A 20,549-nucleotide genomic window follows, 5' to 3' on the forward strand; every position below is an offset into this window, starting at 1 on the left:
GATGTATTGACTGACACACCGCCTTCGCGAGCAAGCCCGCTCCCACATTTAGACCGCGTACCTACCGCTGGCGCAGGGTAGGCTCCTTCGCCATGCACTCCACCAGATAATCAATAAACACCCGCACCTTCGGCGGCAGATACCGCGTCGGTGAATGCAACAACCACACCTCACCGTGATACGACGCAATAAAATCCCACTGCGCCAACACCTGCACAATGCTCCCCGCCTCCAGATCATGGCGCGCCGTAAAGTACGGCAGGCTGCCAATCCCCACATGCTGCAACACCGCGTCCAAACGCACCCCGGTATGGTTCGCCGCATAACGCCCACGCACCCCGACCGTCACCGTCTTGCCGGCCTGGCGAAACTTCCAGCGTGCATCCGCCGGTGTTTCCCCCAGGTAAATGCAACTGTGTTCCAGCAAATCATGAGGGTGTTGCGGCGTGCCGTAGTCGGCCAGGTACTGCGGCGTGGCACACAACAGGTGCTCGATGGGAAACAACGGCCGCCCCACCAGCCCCGGCGGCGGGCTTTCCGATATGCGCAGGATCAGGTCGAGGTTGTCGTCGATCAAGTCCACCGGCCGATCCTCAAGGATCAGCTGCACATCCACCTTGGGATAGCGCCGCAAAAACTCCGGCATATGCGGATGGATCACAAACCGCCCCACCGCCTTGGGCACGCTGACGCGCACGCGGCCTTCGGCTTCGTGGGTGAATTGACCGCTGACCTCCATCACCGCCCGCGCCGCGTTGACCATGTCCTGGCAACGCTTGAACACTTCCTCGCCGCCTTCGCTCAAGCGCAACTTGCGCGTCGTGCGTTGCAGCAAACGGGTGGCCAGGGCCTTTTCCAGATGGGAAATGCTGCGGCTCACCGATGACGGTGAAACGCCCATCTGCCGCGCGGCTTCGGAGAAGCTGCCGGTTTCCACCACCTTGACGAAAATCGCCATTTCGCCCAGCAATGGCAAAGGAAGATTGATGCTCATGACGCACAGGTCCATTGATAATTGAGCGGATTATCACCCATTCGCGCACTATTTATACTGCCCGCAGAACCCTGATGCGGATGTAGAGAATGACCGAGCGCCTGTTTTTCACCCATGACCACCTGACCGCCGAACTCGAAGTGCTGGCCTGCACGCCCCATGAAGGGCAGTTCGCGGTGACCTTGCAATCGACGATTTTCCATCCCCAGGGCGGCGGCCAGCCGTTCGACACCGGCTGGCTCGGCGACAGCCAGGTCGTGCGTGTCACCCAGGAACCCGACCGCGTGGTGCACTACGTCGACCAGCCCGTCGCGCTGGGCCCGATTACCGCGCGGGTCGACGCGCAACGCCGCAACCTGCACACCCGACTGCACTCCGCCGGGCACTTGATCGGCAACGCCGGCGAACGGCTCGGCTGGATGCCGATCAAGGCCCATCACTGGCCGGGCGAAGGCAAGATCAGTTTTATCCGTGGCGAAGTAGCGCAAGAGATGGACGCCAACGCGATCCAACAGCAGATCAACCAATGGATCGCGGCGGATTACCCACGCCACATGAACCTGGAAGACGGCAGCCGTGAAGTCGGCTTCGGCGAGTTGCCGGCCTATGCCTGCGGTGGTACCCACGTCCAAGCCCTGAGCGAACTTGGCCAGGTGACAATCCTGGCCTTATCGGAGAAAAAGGGCACGTTGTCGGTGCGCTACGAGATTGCATAGTGCGCGGGCATGCCCTGGCCACAGTTGGGTTTTATTCTTTTTACAAGGCAATCGCCCCCGCCCGCCCCGGCTCCACCACAAACGACTTGAGCGTCGCCACCGTGGCCGTCGGGTCACGCGGATCGGTAATCACGCGCAAGTTCGTCAGCATCTTGTCCGCCTCAATCTCCACCGACACATACCCCCGCTGGCGGCTGTCGAAAAACTTCACATGAGGGTTGAGCGGTAGCAATTTGCTGAACGCCTCAAAGGGCGGCCCATCCGAGGTCACCGAGGTGCCGACAAACTCCGTCGCGACAACCGGCGAGTCGGGGTTGTTGCCATCCGCGTGCAGGTCCGTGACCCAGAACGAATGAATATCCCCGCCCCAGAACACCGGGTTCTTCACCCGATTGCGCTGGATGGACGCCAGCATCCGCGCACGGTTGGCCATGTAGCCATCCCAGCCATCGGTCCAACGTCCGGGTTTGTGGTCAGTCAGGTCACGCTGGATCAGCGGCGCTACCAGCAAATCCTGGGCGATCACGTTCCACTGCGCCTTCGACTGTGCAAAACCCTGATCCAGCCAGGCCTCTTGCTGCCAGCCGAGCATCGTACGGCCAGGGTCGCGCAGGTCGTGGCAGAGATTGTCGGCGAGATGCCCTTGGTGGCTGCCATTGGCCGCAATGCACGGTTGCTCGGAACGGTACTGGCGGCCGTCGAGCACATGGAAACGCGCCAGTTGGCCGTAGTCCAGGCGCCGGTAGATGCGCATGTCCGCGCCTTTGGGCAGGCTGCTGGCACGCAGCGGCATATGTTCGTAATAGGCCTGGTAAGCCGCCGCGCGCTGTAGGAGAAATTGCGCCGCTGGAATCTTCGGGTCCTGGGACCAGCGGTTGGCATAGTCATTCTGTACTTCGTGATCGTCCCAGGTCGCGACGCTGGGGGCCGCGGCGTGCAGGGCCTGCAAGTCGGGATCGGTCTTGTACAGGGCGTAGCGATTGCGGTAGTCGCTGAGGCTTACGGCGTTGCCACTGCCATGGGAGCGAATGACTTTGCCTGACGACGGCGCGTAGGAACTGTCGTAGATATAGTCACCGAGAAAAAACACCAGGTCCGGTTGCTCGGCGGCAAGGTGACGATAGGCGCTGAAATATCCGCGTTCCCAATGCGAGCACGACACAAACCCCACCCGCGCCGCCACGCTGGCGTGCACCGGCGGCGCCGTGCGGGCCTGCCCCACCGGGCTCTGCGCACCGAGGCCAGCGAACTGATACCAATACGGTCGGCCCGCCTCCAGCCCCGCGACTTCAACATGTACCGAGTGGGCAAACCGTGGGCCGGCCGTGACCTCGCCCTGACGCACGATACGCGTCATCGCCGCATCGCTGGCCACTTGCCAACGCACCGGCACTGCACGGCTCAAGCCGCCACCGCCATCGGCGGCGTTGAACAACGGCGCCAGCCGCGTCCAGATCACAAAGCCGTCCGGCAGTGGGTCGCCGCTGGCGACGCCAAGGGTGAACGGATAATCCACCCCGGCACTGCGCGCAAACGGGCTGAGGATCGCAAATGCCGAGCCCACCGCCAGTCCGGTCAATATCCGGCGGCGGTCATGGTCCACTGCGCCACTCACGAGGGACGCTCCCAGTCCTCACGCACCACGGCAAACCCAAGCAAGTCCTCGAACACTCCGTTCTTGAGAAACGCCTCGCGCATGCAGCCCTCAAAGCGCAGGCCGATTTTCTCCATCACCCGCGCCGACTCCTGGTTGCGGCCAAAGCATTGGCTGCCGACCCGCTGCAAACCCAGCTCAGTGAAGCCAAAATCCATCACCGCCCGCGCCGCCTCGGCGCCGTAGCCCCTGTTGCGACAGTGCGCCGCCACCCACCCGCCGAGGTGCCCGTAGCGATGCCGCGTGTTGAGTCGCAGGCTGACGATGCCGACCAATTCACCCGTTTCGAGCAGATGCATGCCCAGGCTGAGCACATCGCCCGCACGGTATTTCGCGGCCATGCTGTCGATAAAGGTGTGCGCCGTTTCCAGGGTATAGGGCGACGGAATATTGGCCGTGTTGTCGGCGATTTTCGGCCCGTTGGCGAGCGTGGACAGGGTCTCGGCCTGATGCATTTCCAGGCCGCGCAATAACAGGCGCGGGGTGGACAGATGTGGCAATTCGCTACTCATTCCTCAGGGCCCTCGATGTAAAGTTTCTGAGAATGCCCCTGCTGGATTTCAATTCTGTTACGTCGCAAAAATGACCGAAGAGTCGTCTGTAAGACCCATCCTAGAGCCCTCAAAACGTCAATTAAAGTTAACCAATCGGTCATTTTTGGTTGTTAGCGTGTCGCCCCTAATTCAATAACGGGGTAGCGGAATGAGAACCTGGGACGAACCGAAAAAACGCAAGGCGCACATCGAATTGATCCCGATGATCGACGTGATGATGTTCCTCCTGGTGTTTTTCGTACTCGTGAGCCTGAACGTGATTCCGGCCCTCGGCATGAAGACCCAATTGCCCAGCGCCAGCAGTTCGCAGCAGCTCAAGCCGCAGAACAAATTCATCCTGACGTTGGGCCTGGCCGGCCAACTGCAACTGGACGGCAAGGACCTCACCGTCGAGGCCTTGGTGCCCGCGTTGAAGGCCGCCGAAAAGCCGGATACCAAGTCGACGATCATCGTCAACAGCGACAAAGGCGTGGAGGTTTCGCGCCTGGTGGAAGTGATGGACACCCTGCGCCTGGGTGGCTTTACCTCCGTGTCCATTGCCACGCGTAAGTCCTGATTATGTACGTCCTGTTTCGTGCACGTCAGTTGCTGGGCAGCGTCCCGGCCGTGATCGCCCTGGTGCTGATTGCGATGGGCATCCAGTCGCAAACCTTGAAGGTCGAGCCGGTGTATGACGAGTCGGCGGTGGAGCTGGCTTTGGTCGAGCCGGAGCCGGAGGTGGTCCCGGAACCGGTGGTCGAGCAAGAGCCGCCACCGCCGGTAATCGAGGACGAAGAGGCCGAACCGGCCCCGCCGCCACCGCCGCCCAAACCGCAGCCAAAACCTGAGCCCAAGCCCAAACCGGTGCCCAAGCCCGTGGTCGCCAAGCCAACACCCACGCCGACGCCCACCCCGCCACCGGTGGCCGCCAAACCGGCACCCGCCGCCGTGGCCCAGGTCGCGCCAACACCGGCCCCGCCCGCGCCGCCGAAGGTCGATGGCCAGGCCCTGGAAGGCGGTTATCTCAAGGGTTTGCGCAACGAGTTGGACAGCTACAAGCAATACCCCACCGGCCGCCAGGCGTCCCTCGAACGCCCGACCGGCGAGGTGGTGGTGTGGTTGCTGGTCGATCGCCAGGGTCGGGTTCTCGACTCCGGCGTGCAGACCCAGGCCTCGAGCATGTTGCTCAACCGGGCCGCCGCCAACAGCTTGCGTCGTATCAAGCAAGTCAAACCGTTCCCCGAGCAAGCGTTCGGGGGGAGCAATGAGCATCGCTTCACCGCCACCTTCAACTACAGCGTGCAATAAGCACCCGACACCAGGACGACACTGATGAGGTTCACACGGATTCATCTGGCACTCGTTGCCGCAAGCATGGGCCACGGTATGGCCATGGCCGACACCAGCGGCAGCGACGTCGGCACTATCGGCGTACAGGGCAAGGCCACGGCAGGTGGCGGCTATATGGTGCAGGAAGAAAGCATCAAGGGCCGCTCCACGGTGACCAAGGAGGCGCTGGATAAACAGACCGCCACCGGTAACGCCGTGGACAAGCTCAAGTACACCCCGGGGCTGAACATCTCCAGCGAAGACAACACCGGCCTGTCGGGCTTTCGCTTCACCATGCGCGGGCTCAACTCCGACCAGGTGGGCATGTCGGTGGACGGCATGCCGATCAACGACTCGGGCAACTACGCGCTGTATTCCAACCTGCTGGGCGACCCGGAAAACATCGACCAGATCTTCGTCACCCAGGGCTCGGCAGAAGCCGACGGCCCGCACATCGGCTCCAGCGGCGGCAACATCGGCATCGTGACCATCCGCCCGACCAAGGAAACCGGGGCGTTTGTCAAACAGGTCATGGGCAGCAACGCCACACGCAAGACCTTCGCGCGGCTCAACACCGGCGAGATCAACGGCCTGAGCAACTGGCTGTCGGCGTCCCACACCGAAGGCCAGATGTGGCGCGGTTCGGGCGCGGTGCGCGCCGACAAGGTGGAGTGGAACAGCTTCTTCGACGCCGGCAACGGCAACACCGCCAACCTGATCCTCAAGTACCACGAGCAGGACAACAACAGTTACAGCCAACTGACCAAGGCCCAGTACCAGCAGAACGGCCGCAAGTACGACCCCTACCCGGCCACGCCGACCGTGGGCAGCAACGGCAAGCTCAACAGCTACTACGCCCTGGCGCAGAACCCGTTCCAGACCTTTACCGGCGTGCTCAACACCCAGTTCAAGCTGGCCGACAACCTGGCCCTGTCGGTGATCCCGTATTACTACTGGGGCAATGGCAGCGGCGTCGGTTCCTCCAGCTATGCGCTCAACCGCGGCTCCAACGTAGGCGGCGTGTTCGACCTGAGCAACCTGCCGACCGCCGCGCAATACAACGCCGACGGTTCCTCTACCACCGGCGTGTACTACCGCCCTTCGCGCACCCAGACCTGGCGCCCGGGCATCACCACCAAGCTGAACTGGGACCTGGGCGAACACAGCCTGCAATTCGGCTACTGGTATGAGCGCGCACGCCAAAGCCAGACGCAGCCGTTCATTGCCTTGAAAAACAGCGGCAAGCCTACCGACACCTGGCCAGACGCCGACTCGGTGGTCGATGCCAACGGCAACACCGTACAAGGTCGCGACCGCTTCACCGTGACCCCGGCGCAAAAGGTCTGGGCCCAGGACACCTGGTACATCAACCCGGACTGGACCCTGGTCGCCGGCCTGGCCTACATGAACGTCAAGCGTGACGGCACCAACCACGGCAGCCTCACCGAGCAAGCCGAAAAACGTAACCAGACCTACAACAAGCTGCTGCCCAACATCGGCCTCAAGTACCAGCTGGACGAGCAGGACCAGTTGTTCTACAGCCTGTCACGCAACATGCGCATCCCGCAGAACTACGTGCTGTACGACAAGGGCCTGGACTCGATCAACTCCAAGCCGGAAACCAGCTGGAACCACGAGTTGGGCTGGCGCTTCACCGGTGACGACATGACCGTGGCCGCCACCTTGTTCTACATGCAGTTCAAGGATCGCCAGGTCTCGTCCAAAGACATCAACGGCGACTTCGCCGACATCAACGCCGGCTCCGTCAACAACAGCGGCCTGGAACTGGAGTGGAGCGGCCTGCTGCCCAATCACTTCAACTACTACACCTCCTACACCTACACCAAGGCCGAGCAGCAGGACGACCTGACCGTCTACAACGCCGGCAAGGCCATCGTGTTGCCCACCAGCGGCAAGCAGTTCGCCAACGTGCCGAAAAACATGCTGGCCGCCAACATCGGCTACGACGACGGGCGCTTCTACGGCACCTTCGGCGGCAAGTACACCAGCAAGCTCTACGGCGACCTGACCAACGACGAAGCGATCTCCGGGCGCACCGTGTTCAACGCCGGCGCCGGTATCTACCTGCCGGTGGACAAGAAGGTGGTCAAGGACGCGACCCTGCGCCTGAACGTCGACAACCTGTTCGACAAGAAGTACCTGGACGGCGTGTACACCACCAAGACCAACGCGGCCAGCTACAGCGGTTTCCGCGACGGCGACCCGGCCTACATCGTGGGCCTGGAGCGCACCGTGACGGTGTCCCTGGAAGCGAATTTCTAACAGCGAGGTAACGGAACATGGACATGAATGTGCTCCACGACATCACCTTCTATGTGATGTACGCCGCGATGGCCATCGCCATCTTTATCGCCATCGAGCGTGGCCTGTACTTCGCCTATGTGCGCCGCCAGGCCCGCGCGTTGACCGAGGTGCTCGGCGCCAACGTGCACAGCGAGCGCGACCTGCCGGAAAGCCTGACCCGTCGCGACAGCCTGCCGTTGAGCATGGTGTTGCCGGTACTCGCGCAAAAGGCCAGCCATGGCTCGCGCAAGGACCTGGATGACGCCATTGAAACCCAGTACCTGACGACGCGCGCACCACTGGCCCGTAGCCTGTGGATCATCGAAACCATCACCACCGCCGCGCCGCTGCTGGGCCTGCTGGGGACCATCCTCGGCATTATCGACACGTTCAAGGCGCTGGCGTCGGCCGGTGTGTCCGACCCAGGGCAGATTTCCGGTGGTATCGGTACGGCCTTGTTTGCGACCGGGTTGGGGATCGCGATCGCGCTGTTCTGCGTGGTGTTCCACAACTTCTTCCAAGACAGCCTGGAGCGCATCAACGACCAGCTGAAAATCCTGCTGATCCGCGCCGCCACCGGAGCCCGTGTGCAGAGCGAAGTACCGCACCTGGTACCGACGCCGCTGCATAGCCGTACTGCATGATCGTTTGAGCGGGCGCGCAATGCGCCCGCTTTTTTCCTGGTAGGAAGACCTATGCCCATCTCCTTGAAATTGCGCATCGCAGGCCTCGCCGGCTTGCTCCTCAGTCCGCTGGCCCAGGCGGACTTTTCAATTGCGGGGTTTGAACTGGTGCACACCGTGCCGGTGGACACCGCCCTCGGCACCGACGACTTGCGCCAGCCCGGCCCGGTGTGGATCGAACTGTTTGACGCGGCCAAGAGCAGCATTGATATCGGCCAGTTTTACGCCGCCGACCATCCCGGCTCGGTGATGGACACCGTCATCGAACACCTGGAAGCCGCCGGCAAACGCGGTGTGAAGATTCGTTTCCTGCTCGAAGAAAAAGGCCTGAAATTGTCGCAAGCGTCCACGCTGGAACGCTTGCGCGCGATCCCCAACCTGACCTTCCGCGTGCTGGCCTACGGCCAACTGAGCGGTGGCATCATCCACGCCAAATACCTGGTGGTGGACGGCAAACAGGCGTTTGTCGGCAGCCAGAATTTCGACTGGCGCTCCCTCGAACATATCCACGAAACCGGGCTGCGCATCAGCGATACAGCGGTGGTTGGCCAAGTGCAGGCGATCTTCGACCAAGACTGGCAAGCCCAGGCCGCGCTGGCCGCCAACCAACCGGTGCCGCTGCCCGTCGCCGGTAAAGAGCCGCCGCGTACCGGCAACTATCTTGTGGCCAGCCCACAACGCTACAACCCGCCCGGCGTCGGCGATTCGCAGTTGGAGCTGCCGCGCCTGCTGGGCGAAGCGAAGCAGGAAGTGCGCGTGCAACTGCTGGACTACGCACCGCTGTCCTACGGGCCTGATCGCACCCGTCCGTACTACGCGGTTATCGACAACGCCGTGCGTGCAGCGGCGGCACGGGGTGTGTCGATCAAGCTGATGGTGTCCAACTGGAACACCGACAAGCTGGAACTGCCCTACCTCAAAAGCCTGGCCGTGCTGCCCAACGTGCAAATCAAGATCGTCACCCTGCCTGAAGCCAAGCAAGGGTTTATTCCCTACGCGCGGGTGATTCATAGCAAGACCATGGAGATCGACGGGCAAGTGGCCTGGATTGGCACCAGCAATTGGTTGGGCGGCTACCTGGATAATTCGCGCAACCTGGAGGTGGTGATGCGCAACGAAGCGATGGCCAAGCGCGTGGGGCAATTACATGAACAATTGTGGGATGGGCCTTACGCTAGAGCGCTGGAGGTGACCGCCGAGTACCCAGCTCCGCACCCAGGCACCTTGTAAAATGCCGTTCGCTTGCTAGCCTTTCCCTCTCTGAGCGCAGCTTTAGCGGTGCTGCGCGTTCAGATCACTCACATGAGAGCATCACCATGAAAACCGCCCCCCTCCGCTTTTCTTACTTATTGCTGTTGCTTATCCCTCTGAGCGCCTGCGTCAACAACGTGCAAACACTGACCCTCATCACCCTCGCCGACGGTACGCGCGGTCTCAAAAACGCGGTCGATATCGGGCCGGCTGGGCCCTCCCAAGGTGACCTTTTTGTATTCGATCAACCTTTGATGGATCAGGACCGCCAGGACATCGGCAGCAACAGTGGCTACTGCGTCACCACCCTACCGGGGGTACACAGCCAATGCCAATGGACACTGCTGTTCTTCGACCCCGCTAAAACCGTCATCGGCACCATTGTCGTAGGCGGCCAGGAACTTGAAGCGGGTAAATCCACAGTCGCCGTCCTCGGTAGCACGGGAAAATATGCCGGCTTCACCGGCGAAATGACCTCCGAGCCCAACGGCGATGGAACATTCACCCAAACCCTGCATTTGGTTAACCATCTACCGTGAAAGTCGCCACGTCTGAGCGCGCAGTGGCTGCATAGCGGAGCAGGAAATTTCCCTCACCCGGGTCTCCCACCCTCTCCTTTGCAGTGTTAGTGTGTGGAAATGTTTCTGACACTTTAGTCAGAAACCTCTTACTCACTACCTGCAAAGGAATGCTCCAACAATGCACTTCCCTCTCAAGCAACTGGCGGCTGCCACCCTGTTCGCAGCCAGCCTCTCGGCCATCGCCACCCCTGCGTTCGCCAACATCAGCGCCGAGCAAAGCACGGCGATTCTGAAGAGCTTCAACGAAACATCCGTCACGGACTTCCGTGGTTTCCTCGGCACCCTGGCCAAGGGCGACCTGGGCAAGACCGCCGACGTGGGCCCGGCGATCAACGCTTTTCTTGATAACAAACCCCTGAGCGCCGACCAGCAGAACGAAATCAATCGACTGCTGGGCATTTATACGCGGGTGAAATACGGCAAGGCGGCCACCGAAACCCTGCGCGAACTGGTGGAAATCCCCACCTTCAACATCGACGGCCTGCCGCAGTACAAAAACCCGGAATTCCTCAAGATCGCCGCAAAGATCCAGGACTTGGCCAAGGCCTTCAACCTGAACTTCCGCAACGTCGACAACCGGGTGTATGAAATTTCCCTGGAAGGCGCCAGCGATGAAGTGGTCGGCATTCATGCCCACGCTGACGTGGTGCCGGTTACGCCGGAAAACTGGGTGCTCAAGGACGGCACCAAGCTCGATCCGTTCAAGGTCACGCTGATCGGCGACCGCATGTACGGCCGTGGCACCGAGGATGACAAGAACGGCATCGTCGTGGCCATGTATGCGATGAAGGTCATCAAGGAAGAGAAACTGCCGCTGGCGCGCACGTTCAAGCTGTTGGTGGATACCACCGAGGAAACGTCCGGCGACGCGATCCCCTATTACTTCGAACACAACCCGACGCCGCAGTACAACCTGGCGCTGGATGGCGGCTACCCGGTGGTGATCGCCGAAAAAGGCTATGGCACCGTAATGGCCACTTTCCCGCGCCGTAAAGGCGAAGGTAAAGGCGCGGAAATCATCGCAATGACCGGCGGCATGGCCACCAACCAGATTCCGTCGGCCTCGGTGGCGACTTTCGTCAGCGACAAGCCCGCCGAACTCGCAGCCAGCCTGCAAAAAGCCGGCGCTGAGTATGCCAAGAACAAGGGTGGCGACTTCGAGGTGACGGCCAAGGTGGTTGGTAAAGAGGTCAAGCTGACGGTGACCGGCGTTTCGGCGCACTCCTCCGAACCGGAATCCGGCATCAACCCGGTGGCGCGCATGCTGGAGCTGATCCACAGCGTCGATGGCAAGATCGCCCTCAAGCACAACCACATCACCGACGCCGCGCGGTATGCGTCCGACAACTGGGGCCTGGATTACCTGGGCGGCAAGTTGGGCGTGGGCTTCGCTGACGACTTCATGGGCCCGCTGACCACCTCGCTGACCTTTGTCGGCCTGGATGACAAGGCGTTCAAGCTGGCGGTGAACCTGCGGGTGCCGAAGGGCAAGTCCCCGGAGACGCTGAAAAAGGAAATTGCCGACAAGCTGAGTGCGTGGGACAAGCAGACCAAGGTCAAGGTGGACTTCACCTACTCGGTGGCCGAGCCGATGTACCGCAACCCGGAAGGCGAGTGGGTCAAGGCGCTGTTGGCGGTGGCCAGTGAAAACCTGGGCATGGAGCACAAATTCGGCACCTCGGCCGGGGCGACGTCCGTGCATGAGCTGCCCAATGGCGTGCAGTTCGGCCTGGCGCGGCCGGAAGTGAAGTACACCGGGCACACCGACAATGAGTTCAAGACGGTGGACCAGTTCCTGCTGGACCTGCAGATCGTCACGGAAATGATGGGGCGTGTCGGGCAGTTGCCGAAGCTCTGATCTTGATGGGCTAGATCGTTCCCACGCTCTGCGTGGGAACGATCAATAAATCGCGCACAAACAAAAACGCCGATCATCGCTGATCGGCGTTTTTGTTGAATATGGAGCGGGAAACGAGACTCGAACTCGCGACCCCGACCTTGGCAAGGTCGTGCTCTACCAACTGAGCTATTCCCGCAAATGGCGTCCCCTAGGGGACTCGAACCCCTGTTACCGCCGTGAAAGGGCGGTGTCCTAGGCCACTAGACGAAGGGGACACGCTACTGGAACACAAGGTGTGTATTCCAGTGCCCAGAGGTTAGATCCGAAGATCATGCCCTGGTTTCACTCAGTGCCACCCGAGGGCAACACTGCTTAAATTGGAGCGGGAAACGAGACTCGAACTCGCGACCCCGACCTTGGCAAGGTCGTGCTCTACCAACTGAGCTATTCCCGCAAATGGCGTCCCCTAGGGGACTCGAACCCCTGTTACCGCCGTGAAAGGGCGGTGTCCTAGGCCACTAGACGAAGGGGACACACAACTGAAACACATGGTGTGTATTTCAGTGTCCAGAGATTAGATCCGAAGATCATGCCCTGGTTTCACTCAGTACCACCCGAAGGCAACACTGCTTAAATTTGGAGCGGGAAACGAGACTCGAACTCGCGACCCCGACCTTGGCAAGGTCGTGCTCTACCAACTGAGCTATTCCCGCAATATGGCGTCCCCTAGGGGACTCGAACCCCTGTTACCGCCGTGAAAGGGCGGTGTCCTAGGCCACTAGACGAAGGGGACACACGTACAACTTCACTCCCTAACTGCGTTTCGCTGTGTGCTTTCCGCGTTAAGTGGCGCGCATTCTATGGATGGATTGATAGGTCGTCAACCCCCAAGGATAAATTTATTAAAATCAATGACTTCGCCCTGCTTTCCAGGCCAGGGCAGGCAATCTGCCCGTCTGCACCTTGGCGCCTATATTCTGGCGCACGACAAGACGTTATAGTTCGCCGCAGCAAATGATGGCAATGTGCATCTATGCAGGGAAGGATTACCTATATAGAAGAATCTACCCGGGTAACTGGTCGATCAGTCCTATCCGCCAGATGCCCCAATCACTACACTCCACTGCAAACCCTACAAAGAGGTCACACCGGTGACACCACTCCTGATCACCCTGCTGGTAATAGCCGGGATCGTAATCCTGATCGCCATTGGCTACATGAACCACGTGGTGGAAAACAACAAACTGGAAAAGCAGCGCACCGTGATCGAGCTCAATGATCGCCTGCGTCGCTGCGGTGAAATCACCGAGACGTTCCCTGGCCAGTTGATGAACCCGGCGCTCAAGCTGCTGATGACCCGCCTGGAACTCAACGTCAACCAGCGCCTGCTCAACCTCAACAAGACCAGTGCAGCGCTCAAGGCCCGCATCAGCGAACTGAACGCATTGATTGCCCAGGGCGAATCGATCCCGGTGAACAACCCGCCGGCACCGATCCAGACCGAAGCCAAGGCCAAGGACGTGCGCTTCCTGCTCGAAGCCCTGCACGGCCAGGTCACCCGCGCCGCCCAGGATGGTTTCCTGCCGACCAACGAAGCCAAGCACTGGATCAAGGAAATCCGCCACATCCTCGTGCTGCTGCACATCGAGTTCTTCAACAACCTCGGCCAGCATGCCCTGCAACAGGGTCAGCCCGGCCAGGCGCGCCTGGCGTTCGAACGTGGCGTGCAGTACCTGCGCAAACAGCCGGAGCCGGTGATCTACGCCGCGCAACTGCAATTGCTGGAGTCACAACTGGCCCGCGCCAACTCCACGGTCTTGACCAACAGCAAGCCGGCCGAGGATGAGGTCAACGAACTGACCGAAGGCCTGAAGGTGGTCGACGCCGACGCCGAGTGGAAAAAGAAAGTCATCTACGACTGATCGTCCCCGCTCCCCTGTGGCGAACCCGGTTCGCCACATGCCATCACTTTGCACCTATCGCCCCGCCCCCTTCTCGCGTAAAAAAGTGCCCCTCACTCCGTGAAGTCAGAGGCCTGCTATGCCTGTCACCGTGATAGATGGACAACCGCTGCACTATATCGACCAAGGCAGCGGCCCCGCCGTGCTGCTGGGGTCGAGCTACCTGTGGGACCGCACCATGTGGACGCCGCAGATCGAAGCCCTGTCGCAACAATACCGCGTGATCGTCCCCGAGCTGTGGGGCCACGGCCAATCGGGCCCGCTGCCCGCCCGCACCCAATCCCTCGACGACCTTGCCCGCCAGGCCCTGGCGCTGCTCGACCACCTGGACATCGCCCAGGTCAACCTGGTGGGCCTGTCGGTCGGCGGCATGTGGGGCGCACGCCTGGCGCTGCTGGCGCCCGAGCGCATCAACAGCCTGGTGCTGATGGACACCCACCTCGGCGCCGAGCCCGAAGCCACGCGCCAATACTACTTCTCGCTGTTCAAGATGATCGAAGACGCCGGCGCCATTCCCGAGCCGTTGCTGGATGTGATTGCACCGATCTTCTTCCGCGCGGAAATCGACCGCGAGTCTGCGCTGTATCAGGACTTTCGCCAGGCACTGCAGGATTTCCCCCGCGAGCGCCTGCTGCAAAGCATCGTGCCATTGGGCCGCCTGATCTTCAGCCGCGAGGATGTACTGGACCAACTGCCGCGCCTGGACGCCGACACCACCCTGGTGATGTGCGGCGAGCAGGACAAACCCCGGCCACCCGCCGAGTCCCGGGAGATGGCCAAGTTGATCGGTTGCAGCCTGATCCTGATCCCCGACGCCGGGCATATCAGCGCCCGGGAGAACCCGGACTTCGTCAATGAGGCGCTGCTGACCTTCCTCGCCAACCACGCCTGACCGCCTTCCGCCCCGGTCGCTACCGGCGTGTAGCGATCACAGGCGGAAGTGCCCGACCATGCCCTTGAGTTCCGTGCCCAACTGCGCCAACTGGATGCTCGACGCGGCATTGCCCTGCATGCTCAACGCCGACTGATCGGCGCTGGCGCGAATGCTGGTGACACTGCGATTGATCTCTTCGGCCACCGAGCTTTGTTCCTCGGCCGCCGCGGCAATCTGCTGGTTCATCTGCTGGATCAACGACACCGCCGTGGCGATGCTGCCCAAGGCGCTCTCGGTTTCCAACGCATCGCTCACCGCCAGTTTCACCAACTCGCCACTGTGCTGGATCTGCTGCACCGACGACTGCGCCGCGCTGCGCAAGGTGCTGACCAGCCGCTCGATTTCTTCGGTGGATTGCTGGGTGCGTTTGGCCAGTGCCCGCACCTCATCGGCCACCACCGCAAAGCCACGACCTTGTTCCCCGGCACGGGCGGCTTCGATGGCGGCATTGAGGGCCAGCAGGTTGGTTTGCTCGGCCACGCTTTTTATCACCCCCAGCACCGTGCCGATGTTCTGGATTTCGGCACTGAGGCTGTCGATGCTGGCACTGGCGCTGGTACTGGAGCTGGCGAGCAATTCGATACGCTGCAAACTCTGGCGCACCACCTGCTGGCCGCTGTCCACCTTGCTGTCGGCGGTCTGCGCGGCCTGGGCGGCTTGTTCGGCGTTGCGCGCCACGTCGTGCACGGTGGCGGTCATCTGGTTCATCGCCGTGGCCACCTGCTCGGTTTCTTCCTTCTGGCTGCTGACCTCGACATTGGTCTGCTCGGTGACGCTGGACAGCGACTGCGCCGAGCTGGCCAACTGCTCGATGCCCGCCTGCAAGCCGCTGACCATCTGACTCAAACCATTGCCCATCTGCTGCATCGCCAGCATCAACTGGCCGATTTCATCGCGGCGGCTGACCTCCATCCGCCCGCTCAAATCACCCGCCGCAATCTGCTGCGCGACGGCGATCACGCTGCGCAGCGGGGCGACGATCAAGCGCGTAATCACCAGCGCCGCAATCAACCCCACCAACAGGGCCAGGGCGGATGAACCGATAATCAGCAAGGTGCTTTTCTGCAGTTGCGCCTGCATCGACTGGTCTTCGGCGGCATAGGCCTGGTTGACCCGGTTGACCACCTGTTCGGCACGCTCATGCAGTTGTTTGTAGACGATCTTTTCCTGCGCCAACAGGCCGGTGTATTCACCGAGTTTCTCGCTGAACGCGGCGATATGCCCGGACACTTCGTTGAGCACCGTCTGGTAGCCAGGGTCCTTGACCGCGGTTTTCAATTGCTCGACCTGGGCCAGCGCCTGATCAGCCTGCTCGATCTTGCCTTGTTCGCCGCTGTCTTCCTCGCCCTTGCGGCTCTGATCCAGGCGCACGTGGGCCTCGTTCATCGCCTGCAACATCAAGCGCGACACCTGGCTGACCTGCCCCGCCTGCTCGATAAACTCGGCGCCCTCCTTGCCTTGGCTGTCCTTGAGGCCATAGGCGCCGTCATCCGCCAGGCCGGCCTGCAACACATCGAGGTTGTTGGCCACGCTGGACACCGACCAACTGGCCATCTCCAATGCCTGGTCCTTGGTCTGGGTCAACTCGACAAATTCATCGAACGCCTTGCGGTAGGCGGCCAGGGCTTGCTCGACATCGGTCATCGCCGGCACATTGGCGGCCGACTGCGCCTTGAGGCTCGCCGCCAGGGCCGCCAAGGCCTCGACACTGGCATGCAAGGCGTCGACGGCCTTGGGGTCGGCGTGCAGCGCGTAGTCCTGCTCGATCAAGCGCACCTTGAGCAAGCCGCTGTTCAGCGAAGACATGCTGTTGAGACCTTCAAAACGCTGCCCCACGGTTTGCAGCGACCACACCCCGATCGCCGCCACCAGCGCCGTCAGCAACAGCACCAAGAGGAAGCCCAAGCCCAGTTTCTTCGCCATCCCGAGGTTGGCGAAACGTCGTTGCACGCCTGAAATCATTGCACTTGAACCCTCTTGCAAGGGCAGCTGCCAGCCCGCCCGATTGACCAGCATCGAGATTCGCAACCACGGGCCACTGACACAAGACGTTGGCGCCACAATAATGGCAAAAAGCTACACGCTCGTCGTTTTCAGAATGGTCGAGGTCGATCTGGCCGGCCCCATGGCGCGGAACAACGCCAGCGCGCGCTGGTCAGCCGCATAGGCCACGTTGATCCGCAGCCAATCGCTGGGCTCACCCGTCGGGCTGAACAGCGCGCCCGGCGACAGCAACACCCCGAGCCGGCGGGCGCTGGCGTGCAACCGCGCGCGCCCCTGCGCACCAGGACGCGCCCACAGGAACATGCCACCGGCGGGCACGGCGAATACCTCCCACTCCTCGTCTTCCAGTACTTGCAGGGTGGCCATCATTTGCGTATTCAGGCGCTTGCGCAGGCGCTGTACCCACTTGCGATAGGTGCCGTTGGCCAACAGTGTCGCGACCACTGCTTCCGCAAAGCGTGAAGTGCCGATGCCGGTGAGCGTCTTGAGGTTGGCCAGTTGCGCAATGATCGCCGCGCTGGCGCTGAGGTAGCCGACCCTCAACGCACTGCTCAGGGTTTTGGAAAAACTCGAGATGTAGATCACCCGATCATCATGGGGTAGCGCCGACAGGCGCGTACAACTGGCATGTTGCAGGTCGCCGTAGACGTCCTCTTCAACGATCAGGAAGTCTTCGGTCCTGGCCAGTTGCAGCAAACGCTCGGCCACCGTGCGACTCAGGCAGGTGCCGGTGGGGTTGTGATACAGGCTGCTGACAAATACGCACTTGGGTCGATGCACCTGCAACAACGCTTCCAGCACCGCAAGGTCCGGACCGCCATGGGTGCGCGGCACCTCCAGCAGCTTGACGCCCTGAAAGGCCAGTTGCCGATAGAGATTGCCGTAGCCCGGGGTTTCGACCACCACCGTGTCACCGGGCTTGAGCAGCGCGCGTATGAGCAGGTCCTGGGCCTGGCTGGCACCCTGGGTGGTGAGAATGCAATCGAGGCTGCTGGCCACGTGCATGCGAGTCAGGCACTTGAGCAATTGTTCGCGCAGCACCGGCAACCCCAGCGGGGTGCTGTAGTTGAACACACCGCCGATGTCGGTGCGGCTGACTTCACGGATCGCGTAGCTGATGTCATCGCTTTCGCGCCAGGCATCCGGCAGCCAGCCACAGCCTAGTTTCAGTTCACCCAGCGGTGTGTCGGTAAATGCCCCCCAACCCTGCTCCGCGCCTTCATACCAATGCGGCTCATCCTGGGCCGAGGGCTGGGCCACGATAAACCCCGAACCCGGCTTCGAGGCGAGCAACCCCTGGGCAACCATGCGCTCAAATGCCTCGATGACGCTGGACTGGCTGAGCAGGTTATCGAGGGCCACTTGGCGGATGGACGGCAGGCGGGTGCCAGGGCTCGCCCCGCTGTTGCGAATCCAGTCTGCCACCGCGCTGATGATTTGCTGCACCACCGGTACCAGGGCTTGTCGATCGATCCCTAAATCCATGAGCCACCCAATTCACTGTCAGTTATTCAACCCGCAAGAGTTAAGCACAGAAGTACTGGATGACCGCCCGTAAAATATTACTAATCTATTGATTTAATTAGATTATTCACCTATTGATACATATTGCGATACGGCGTTTTGCCAGCTCAAGAAACGCCCCACAGCACCCCATTCCTTTTCAGTCGGAGGGGCGTTTTCAAGTCCTAGATGGCGGTCACACCACCGTCCACCGCCAGCGCCTGGCCAGTGGTGAAGGCAGCACCGTCACTGCACAGGTAGAGCACCGCGGCGGCGATTTCCTCAACCTTGCCGATGCGCCCGACCGGGTGCATGGCCGCAGCGAAATCGGCCTTGCGCGGGTCGGCTTCATAGGCACGGCGGAACATATCGGTGTCGATCACCGCCGGGCACACCGCATTCACGCGGATGTGCTTTTTTGCGTACTCAATCGCTGCCGACTTGGTCAGGCCGATCACCGCATGTTTGGAAGCCGCGTAAATACTCATCTTCGGCGCCGCGCCCAAACCCGCCACCGACGCGGTATTGACGATCGCCCCGCCGCCCTGGGCCAGTAGCAACGGCAACTGATACTTCATGCACAGCCATACGCCTTTGACGTTGACCCCCATGATCGCGTCGAACTCATCCAGGCTGCCGTCGGCCAGCTTGCCCTTTTCAATCTCGATGCCGGCATTGTTGAAGGCGTAGTCCAGGCGACCATAGGCGGCGACCGTGCGCGCCATCAGTTGCTGCACATCCGCTTCCAGGGTGACGTTGCAGCGCACAAACAGCGCTTCACCGCCCGCCTGCTGGATCAGCGCCACAGTGCCCTCGCCGCCCGCCTCATCCAGGTCGGCGACGACTACCTTCAAGCCTTCGGCGGCGAACGCCAGCGCGGTGGCGCGGCCAATACCGGCGGCGGCGCCTGTCACCAGGGCGACCTGGCCGGAAAACGTCATGCTCATGGGGGATGTCCTTTGGGAGAAATAGCCGTGGGGCGAGTCTAGCCAACGCCGCGACGGGCGCGTCAGCACTATCAGAAGGCCGGTTGGCGCTGCATGGATCACAGTGATAACGCCACGGGCGTGACTATCAGCCCAGCCTATCGAAGGGCATTCGCAGCGGCCGGTGAACCTTGCTCCCAAACCATTCTGGGTCTATCAATCATGGTTCATTTCTAAAAGAGTCCCTGCCATGACTGCCCAGACCAACCGCCAATTTCTGCTCGCCAAACGCCCGGTCGGTGCCGCCACGAGGGACACCTTCACCTATCAGGAAGTCCCGGTGGGCACGCCGCAGGACGGGCAAGTGCTGGTGCGCAATGAATACCTGTCCCTCGACCCGGCCATGCGTGGCTGGATGAATGAAGGCAAGTCCTACATCCCGCCGGTGGGCATCGGCGAAGTGATGCGCGCACTGGGCGTGGGGGAAGTGATTGCGTCAAACAACCCCAAGTTTGCCGTCGGCGATTACGTCAACGGCGCTCTGGGCGTGCAGGATTACTTCCTCGGTGAGCCACGCGGCTTCTACAAGGTCGATCCCAAGCTGGCGCCGTTGCCGCGCTACCTGTCGGCACTGGGCATGACCGGCATGACCGCCTACTTCGCCTTGCTGGACACTGGCGCGCCCAAGGCCGGCGACACCGTGGTGATCTCCGGCGCAGCAGGTGCAGTGGGCAGCATTGCCGGGCAGATCGCCAAGATCAAAGGCTGCCGCGTGGTGGGCATTGCCGGCGGCGCCGACAAGTGCAAATTCCTCGTGGATGAGCTGGGTTTCGACGCCGCCATCGACTACAAAAACGAAGACGTGCCCGCCGCGCTCAAGCGCGAGTGTCCGAAGGGCGTGGATGTGTATTTCGATAACGTCGGCGGCGATATTCTCGACGCGGTGCTCAGCCGCCTGGCGCTGAAGGCGCGGGTGGTGATTTGTGGCGCGATCAGCCAGTACAACAACAAGGAAGCGGTGAAAGGCCCGGCCAACTATTTGTCATTGCTGGTCAATCGTGCGCGCATGGAAGGCTTTGTGGTGATGGATCACGCGGCCAACTTCGCCGCTGCTGGCCAGGAGATGGGCGGCTGGATGGCCCAGGGCAAGCTCAAGAGCAAGGAAGATATCGTGGAAGGGCTGGAGACGTTCCCGGAGACGTTGATGAAGCTGTTCAACGGTGAGAACTTTGGCAAGTTGGTGCTGAAGGTCAACTGACCCCCACTCGATCGTTCCCGATGTGGGAGCGGGCTTGCTCGCGAAGGCGGTGGTTCAGTCACCGGATGTAATGCCTGA

At 61.4% G+C, this 20,549-nt stretch carries 17 protein-coding genes, 6 tRNA genes and 1 pseudogene; 11 read left to right on the forward strand and 13 right to left on the reverse strand.

Annotated features, from left to right (window positions below; all coding sequences use genetic code 11):
* Positions 1-61: 61 nt before the first annotated feature.
* On the reverse strand, positions 62-994 hold the full coding sequence (locus NUV89_RS17510) for a LysR family transcriptional regulator (protein ID WP_257782302.1): 933 nt from the start codon (positions 992-994) through the stop codon (positions 62-64).
* Between the two features lie 89 nt (positions 995-1,083).
* Between NUV89_RS17510 and NUV89_RS17515 the strand changes: the two genes are divergently transcribed.
* Complete coding sequence (locus NUV89_RS17515; protein WP_257782303.1) at positions 1,084-1,710, forward strand: alanyl-tRNA editing protein; 627 nt, start codon at positions 1,084-1,086, stop codon at positions 1,708-1,710.
* Between the two features lie 40 nt (positions 1,711-1,750).
* On the opposite strand, the gene NUV89_RS17520 is transcribed toward NUV89_RS17515, so the two are convergent.
* Both NUV89_RS17520 and NUV89_RS17525 read right to left on the reverse strand, forming a co-directional pair.
* Complete coding sequence (locus tag NUV89_RS17520) at positions 1,751-3,325, reverse strand: alkaline phosphatase (RefSeq protein WP_257782304.1); 1,575 nt, start codon at positions 3,323-3,325, stop codon at positions 1,751-1,753.
* Positions 3,322-3,876 carry a GNAT family N-acetyltransferase gene (locus tag NUV89_RS17525; protein WP_257782305.1) on the reverse strand — a complete coding sequence of 185 codons (555 nt, stop codon included), beginning with the start codon at positions 3,874-3,876 and terminating at the stop codon, positions 3,322-3,324. Before NUV89_RS17525 ends, NUV89_RS17520 begins: the two co-directional genes overlap by 4 nt.
* A 190-nt stretch (positions 3,877-4,066) precedes the next feature.
* Here NUV89_RS17525 and NUV89_RS17530 point away from each other — a divergent pair, with 190 nt between their 5' ends.
* The 7 genes from NUV89_RS17530 (at position 4,067) to NUV89_RS17560 (ending at position 11,903) form a co-directional block, all read left to right on the forward strand.
* On the forward strand, positions 4,067-4,474 hold the full coding sequence (locus NUV89_RS17530) for a biopolymer transporter ExbD (RefSeq protein ID WP_017737210.1): 408 nt from the start codon (positions 4,067-4,069) through the stop codon (positions 4,472-4,474).
* Between the two features lie 2 nt (positions 4,475-4,476).
* Positions 4,477-5,205: an energy transducer TonB gene (locus NUV89_RS17535; RefSeq protein ID WP_017737209.1), complete on the forward strand. Its 729-nt coding sequence runs from the start codon at positions 4,477-4,479 to the stop codon at positions 5,203-5,205.
* 24 nt (positions 5,206-5,229) lie between these two features.
* On the forward strand, positions 5,230-7,509 hold the full coding sequence (locus NUV89_RS17540; protein ID WP_257782306.1) for a TonB-dependent receptor: 2,280 nt from the start codon (positions 5,230-5,232) through the stop codon (positions 7,507-7,509).
* Positions 7,510-7,526: 17 nt separating this feature from the next.
* Positions 7,527-8,174, forward strand: coding sequence for a MotA/TolQ/ExbB proton channel family protein (locus NUV89_RS17545; RefSeq protein ID WP_257782307.1), 648 nt, complete (start codon positions 7,527-7,529; stop codon positions 8,172-8,174).
* 51 nt (positions 8,175-8,225) lie between these two features.
* Positions 8,226-9,443, forward strand: coding sequence for a phospholipase D-like domain-containing protein (locus NUV89_RS17550; RefSeq protein ID WP_257782308.1), 1,218 nt, complete (start codon positions 8,226-8,228; stop codon positions 9,441-9,443).
* An 86-nt stretch (positions 9,444-9,529) separates the two neighbouring features.
* On the forward strand, positions 9,530-10,003 hold the full coding sequence (locus NUV89_RS17555; RefSeq protein ID WP_257782309.1) for a hypothetical protein: 474 nt from the start codon (positions 9,530-9,532) through the stop codon (positions 10,001-10,003).
* Between the two features lie 160 nt (positions 10,004-10,163).
* Positions 10,164-11,903, forward strand: a complete 1,740-nt coding sequence (locus tag NUV89_RS17560) for a dipeptidase (RefSeq protein WP_257782310.1) — start codon at positions 10,164-10,166, stop codon at positions 11,901-11,903.
* A gap of 102 nt (positions 11,904-12,005) precedes the next feature.
* Here the strand turns inward: NUV89_RS17560 and NUV89_RS17565 are convergent.
* From NUV89_RS17565 to NUV89_RS17590, 6 genes are all read right to left on the reverse strand, one after another.
* A tRNA-Gly gene (locus NUV89_RS17565) sits at positions 12,006-12,081 on the reverse strand.
* A 3-nt stretch (positions 12,082-12,084) separates the two neighbouring features.
* A tRNA-Glu gene (locus NUV89_RS17570) sits at positions 12,085-12,160 on the reverse strand.
* A gap of 103 nt (positions 12,161-12,263) precedes the next feature.
* A tRNA-Gly gene (locus NUV89_RS17575) sits at positions 12,264-12,339 on the reverse strand.
* A 3-nt stretch (positions 12,340-12,342) separates the two neighbouring features.
* Positions 12,343-12,418 (reverse strand) — tRNA-Glu (locus NUV89_RS17580).
* 104 nt (positions 12,419-12,522) lie between these two features.
* Positions 12,523-12,598, reverse strand: a tRNA-Gly gene (locus tag NUV89_RS17585).
* Positions 12,599-12,602: 4 nt separating this feature from the next.
* Positions 12,603-12,678, reverse strand: a tRNA-Glu gene (locus NUV89_RS17590).
* 358 nt (positions 12,679-13,036) lie between these two features.
* Between NUV89_RS17590 and NUV89_RS17595 the strand changes: the two genes are divergently transcribed.
* Together NUV89_RS17595 and NUV89_RS17600 are read left to right on the forward strand one after the other, a co-directional pair.
* The gene (locus NUV89_RS17595; protein ID WP_257782311.1) at positions 13,037-13,807 is read left to right on the forward strand and encodes a hypothetical protein; all 771 of its coding nucleotides are present in this window, start codon (positions 13,037-13,039) and stop codon (positions 13,805-13,807) included.
* A 118-nt stretch (positions 13,808-13,925) separates the two neighbouring features.
* Entirely contained in the window at positions 13,926-14,738 is an 813-nt protein-coding gene (locus NUV89_RS17600) for an alpha/beta fold hydrolase (RefSeq protein ID WP_257782312.1), read from the forward strand.
* A gap of 36 nt (positions 14,739-14,774) precedes the next feature.
* Here the strand turns inward: NUV89_RS17600 and NUV89_RS29960 are convergent, their stop codons facing one another.
* From NUV89_RS29960 to NUV89_RS17615, 4 genes and pseudogenes are all read right to left on the reverse strand, one after another.
* A complete protein-coding gene (locus tag NUV89_RS29960; RefSeq protein ID WP_374684507.1) occupies positions 14,775-15,692 on the reverse strand; it encodes a methyl-accepting chemotaxis protein in 918 nt (305 codons plus the stop codon).
* A pseudogene (locus NUV89_RS29965) lies at positions 15,681-16,796 on the reverse strand (HAMP domain-containing protein); the annotation flags it as partial. The gene NUV89_RS29960 and the pseudogene NUV89_RS29965, both read right to left, overlap by 12 nt.
* 60 nt (positions 16,797-16,856) lie before the next feature.
* Positions 16,857-18,269, reverse strand: a complete 1,413-nt coding sequence (locus NUV89_RS17610; protein ID WP_257782314.1) for a PLP-dependent aminotransferase family protein — start codon at positions 18,267-18,269, stop codon at positions 16,857-16,859.
* Positions 18,270-18,472: 203 nt separating this feature from the next.
* The gene (locus NUV89_RS17615) at positions 18,473-19,234 is read right to left on the reverse strand and encodes an SDR family oxidoreductase (RefSeq protein ID WP_257782315.1); all 762 of its coding nucleotides are present in this window, start codon (positions 19,232-19,234) and stop codon (positions 18,473-18,475) included.
* Positions 19,235-19,463: 229 nt separating this feature from the next.
* On the opposite strand from NUV89_RS17615, the gene NUV89_RS17620 reads away from it, so the two are divergent.
* Positions 19,464-20,471 (forward strand): NADP-dependent oxidoreductase, encoded by a 1,008-nt coding sequence (locus NUV89_RS17620; RefSeq protein WP_017734305.1) that lies wholly within the window; start codon positions 19,464-19,466, stop codon positions 20,469-20,471.
* The last annotated feature ends 78 nt before the right edge of the window (positions 20,472-20,549 follow it).

Source organism: Pseudomonas sp. 18.1.10 (genome assembly GCF_024655625.1).
Classification (GTDB): Bacteria; Pseudomonadota; Gammaproteobacteria; order Pseudomonadales; family Pseudomonadaceae; genus Aquipseudomonas.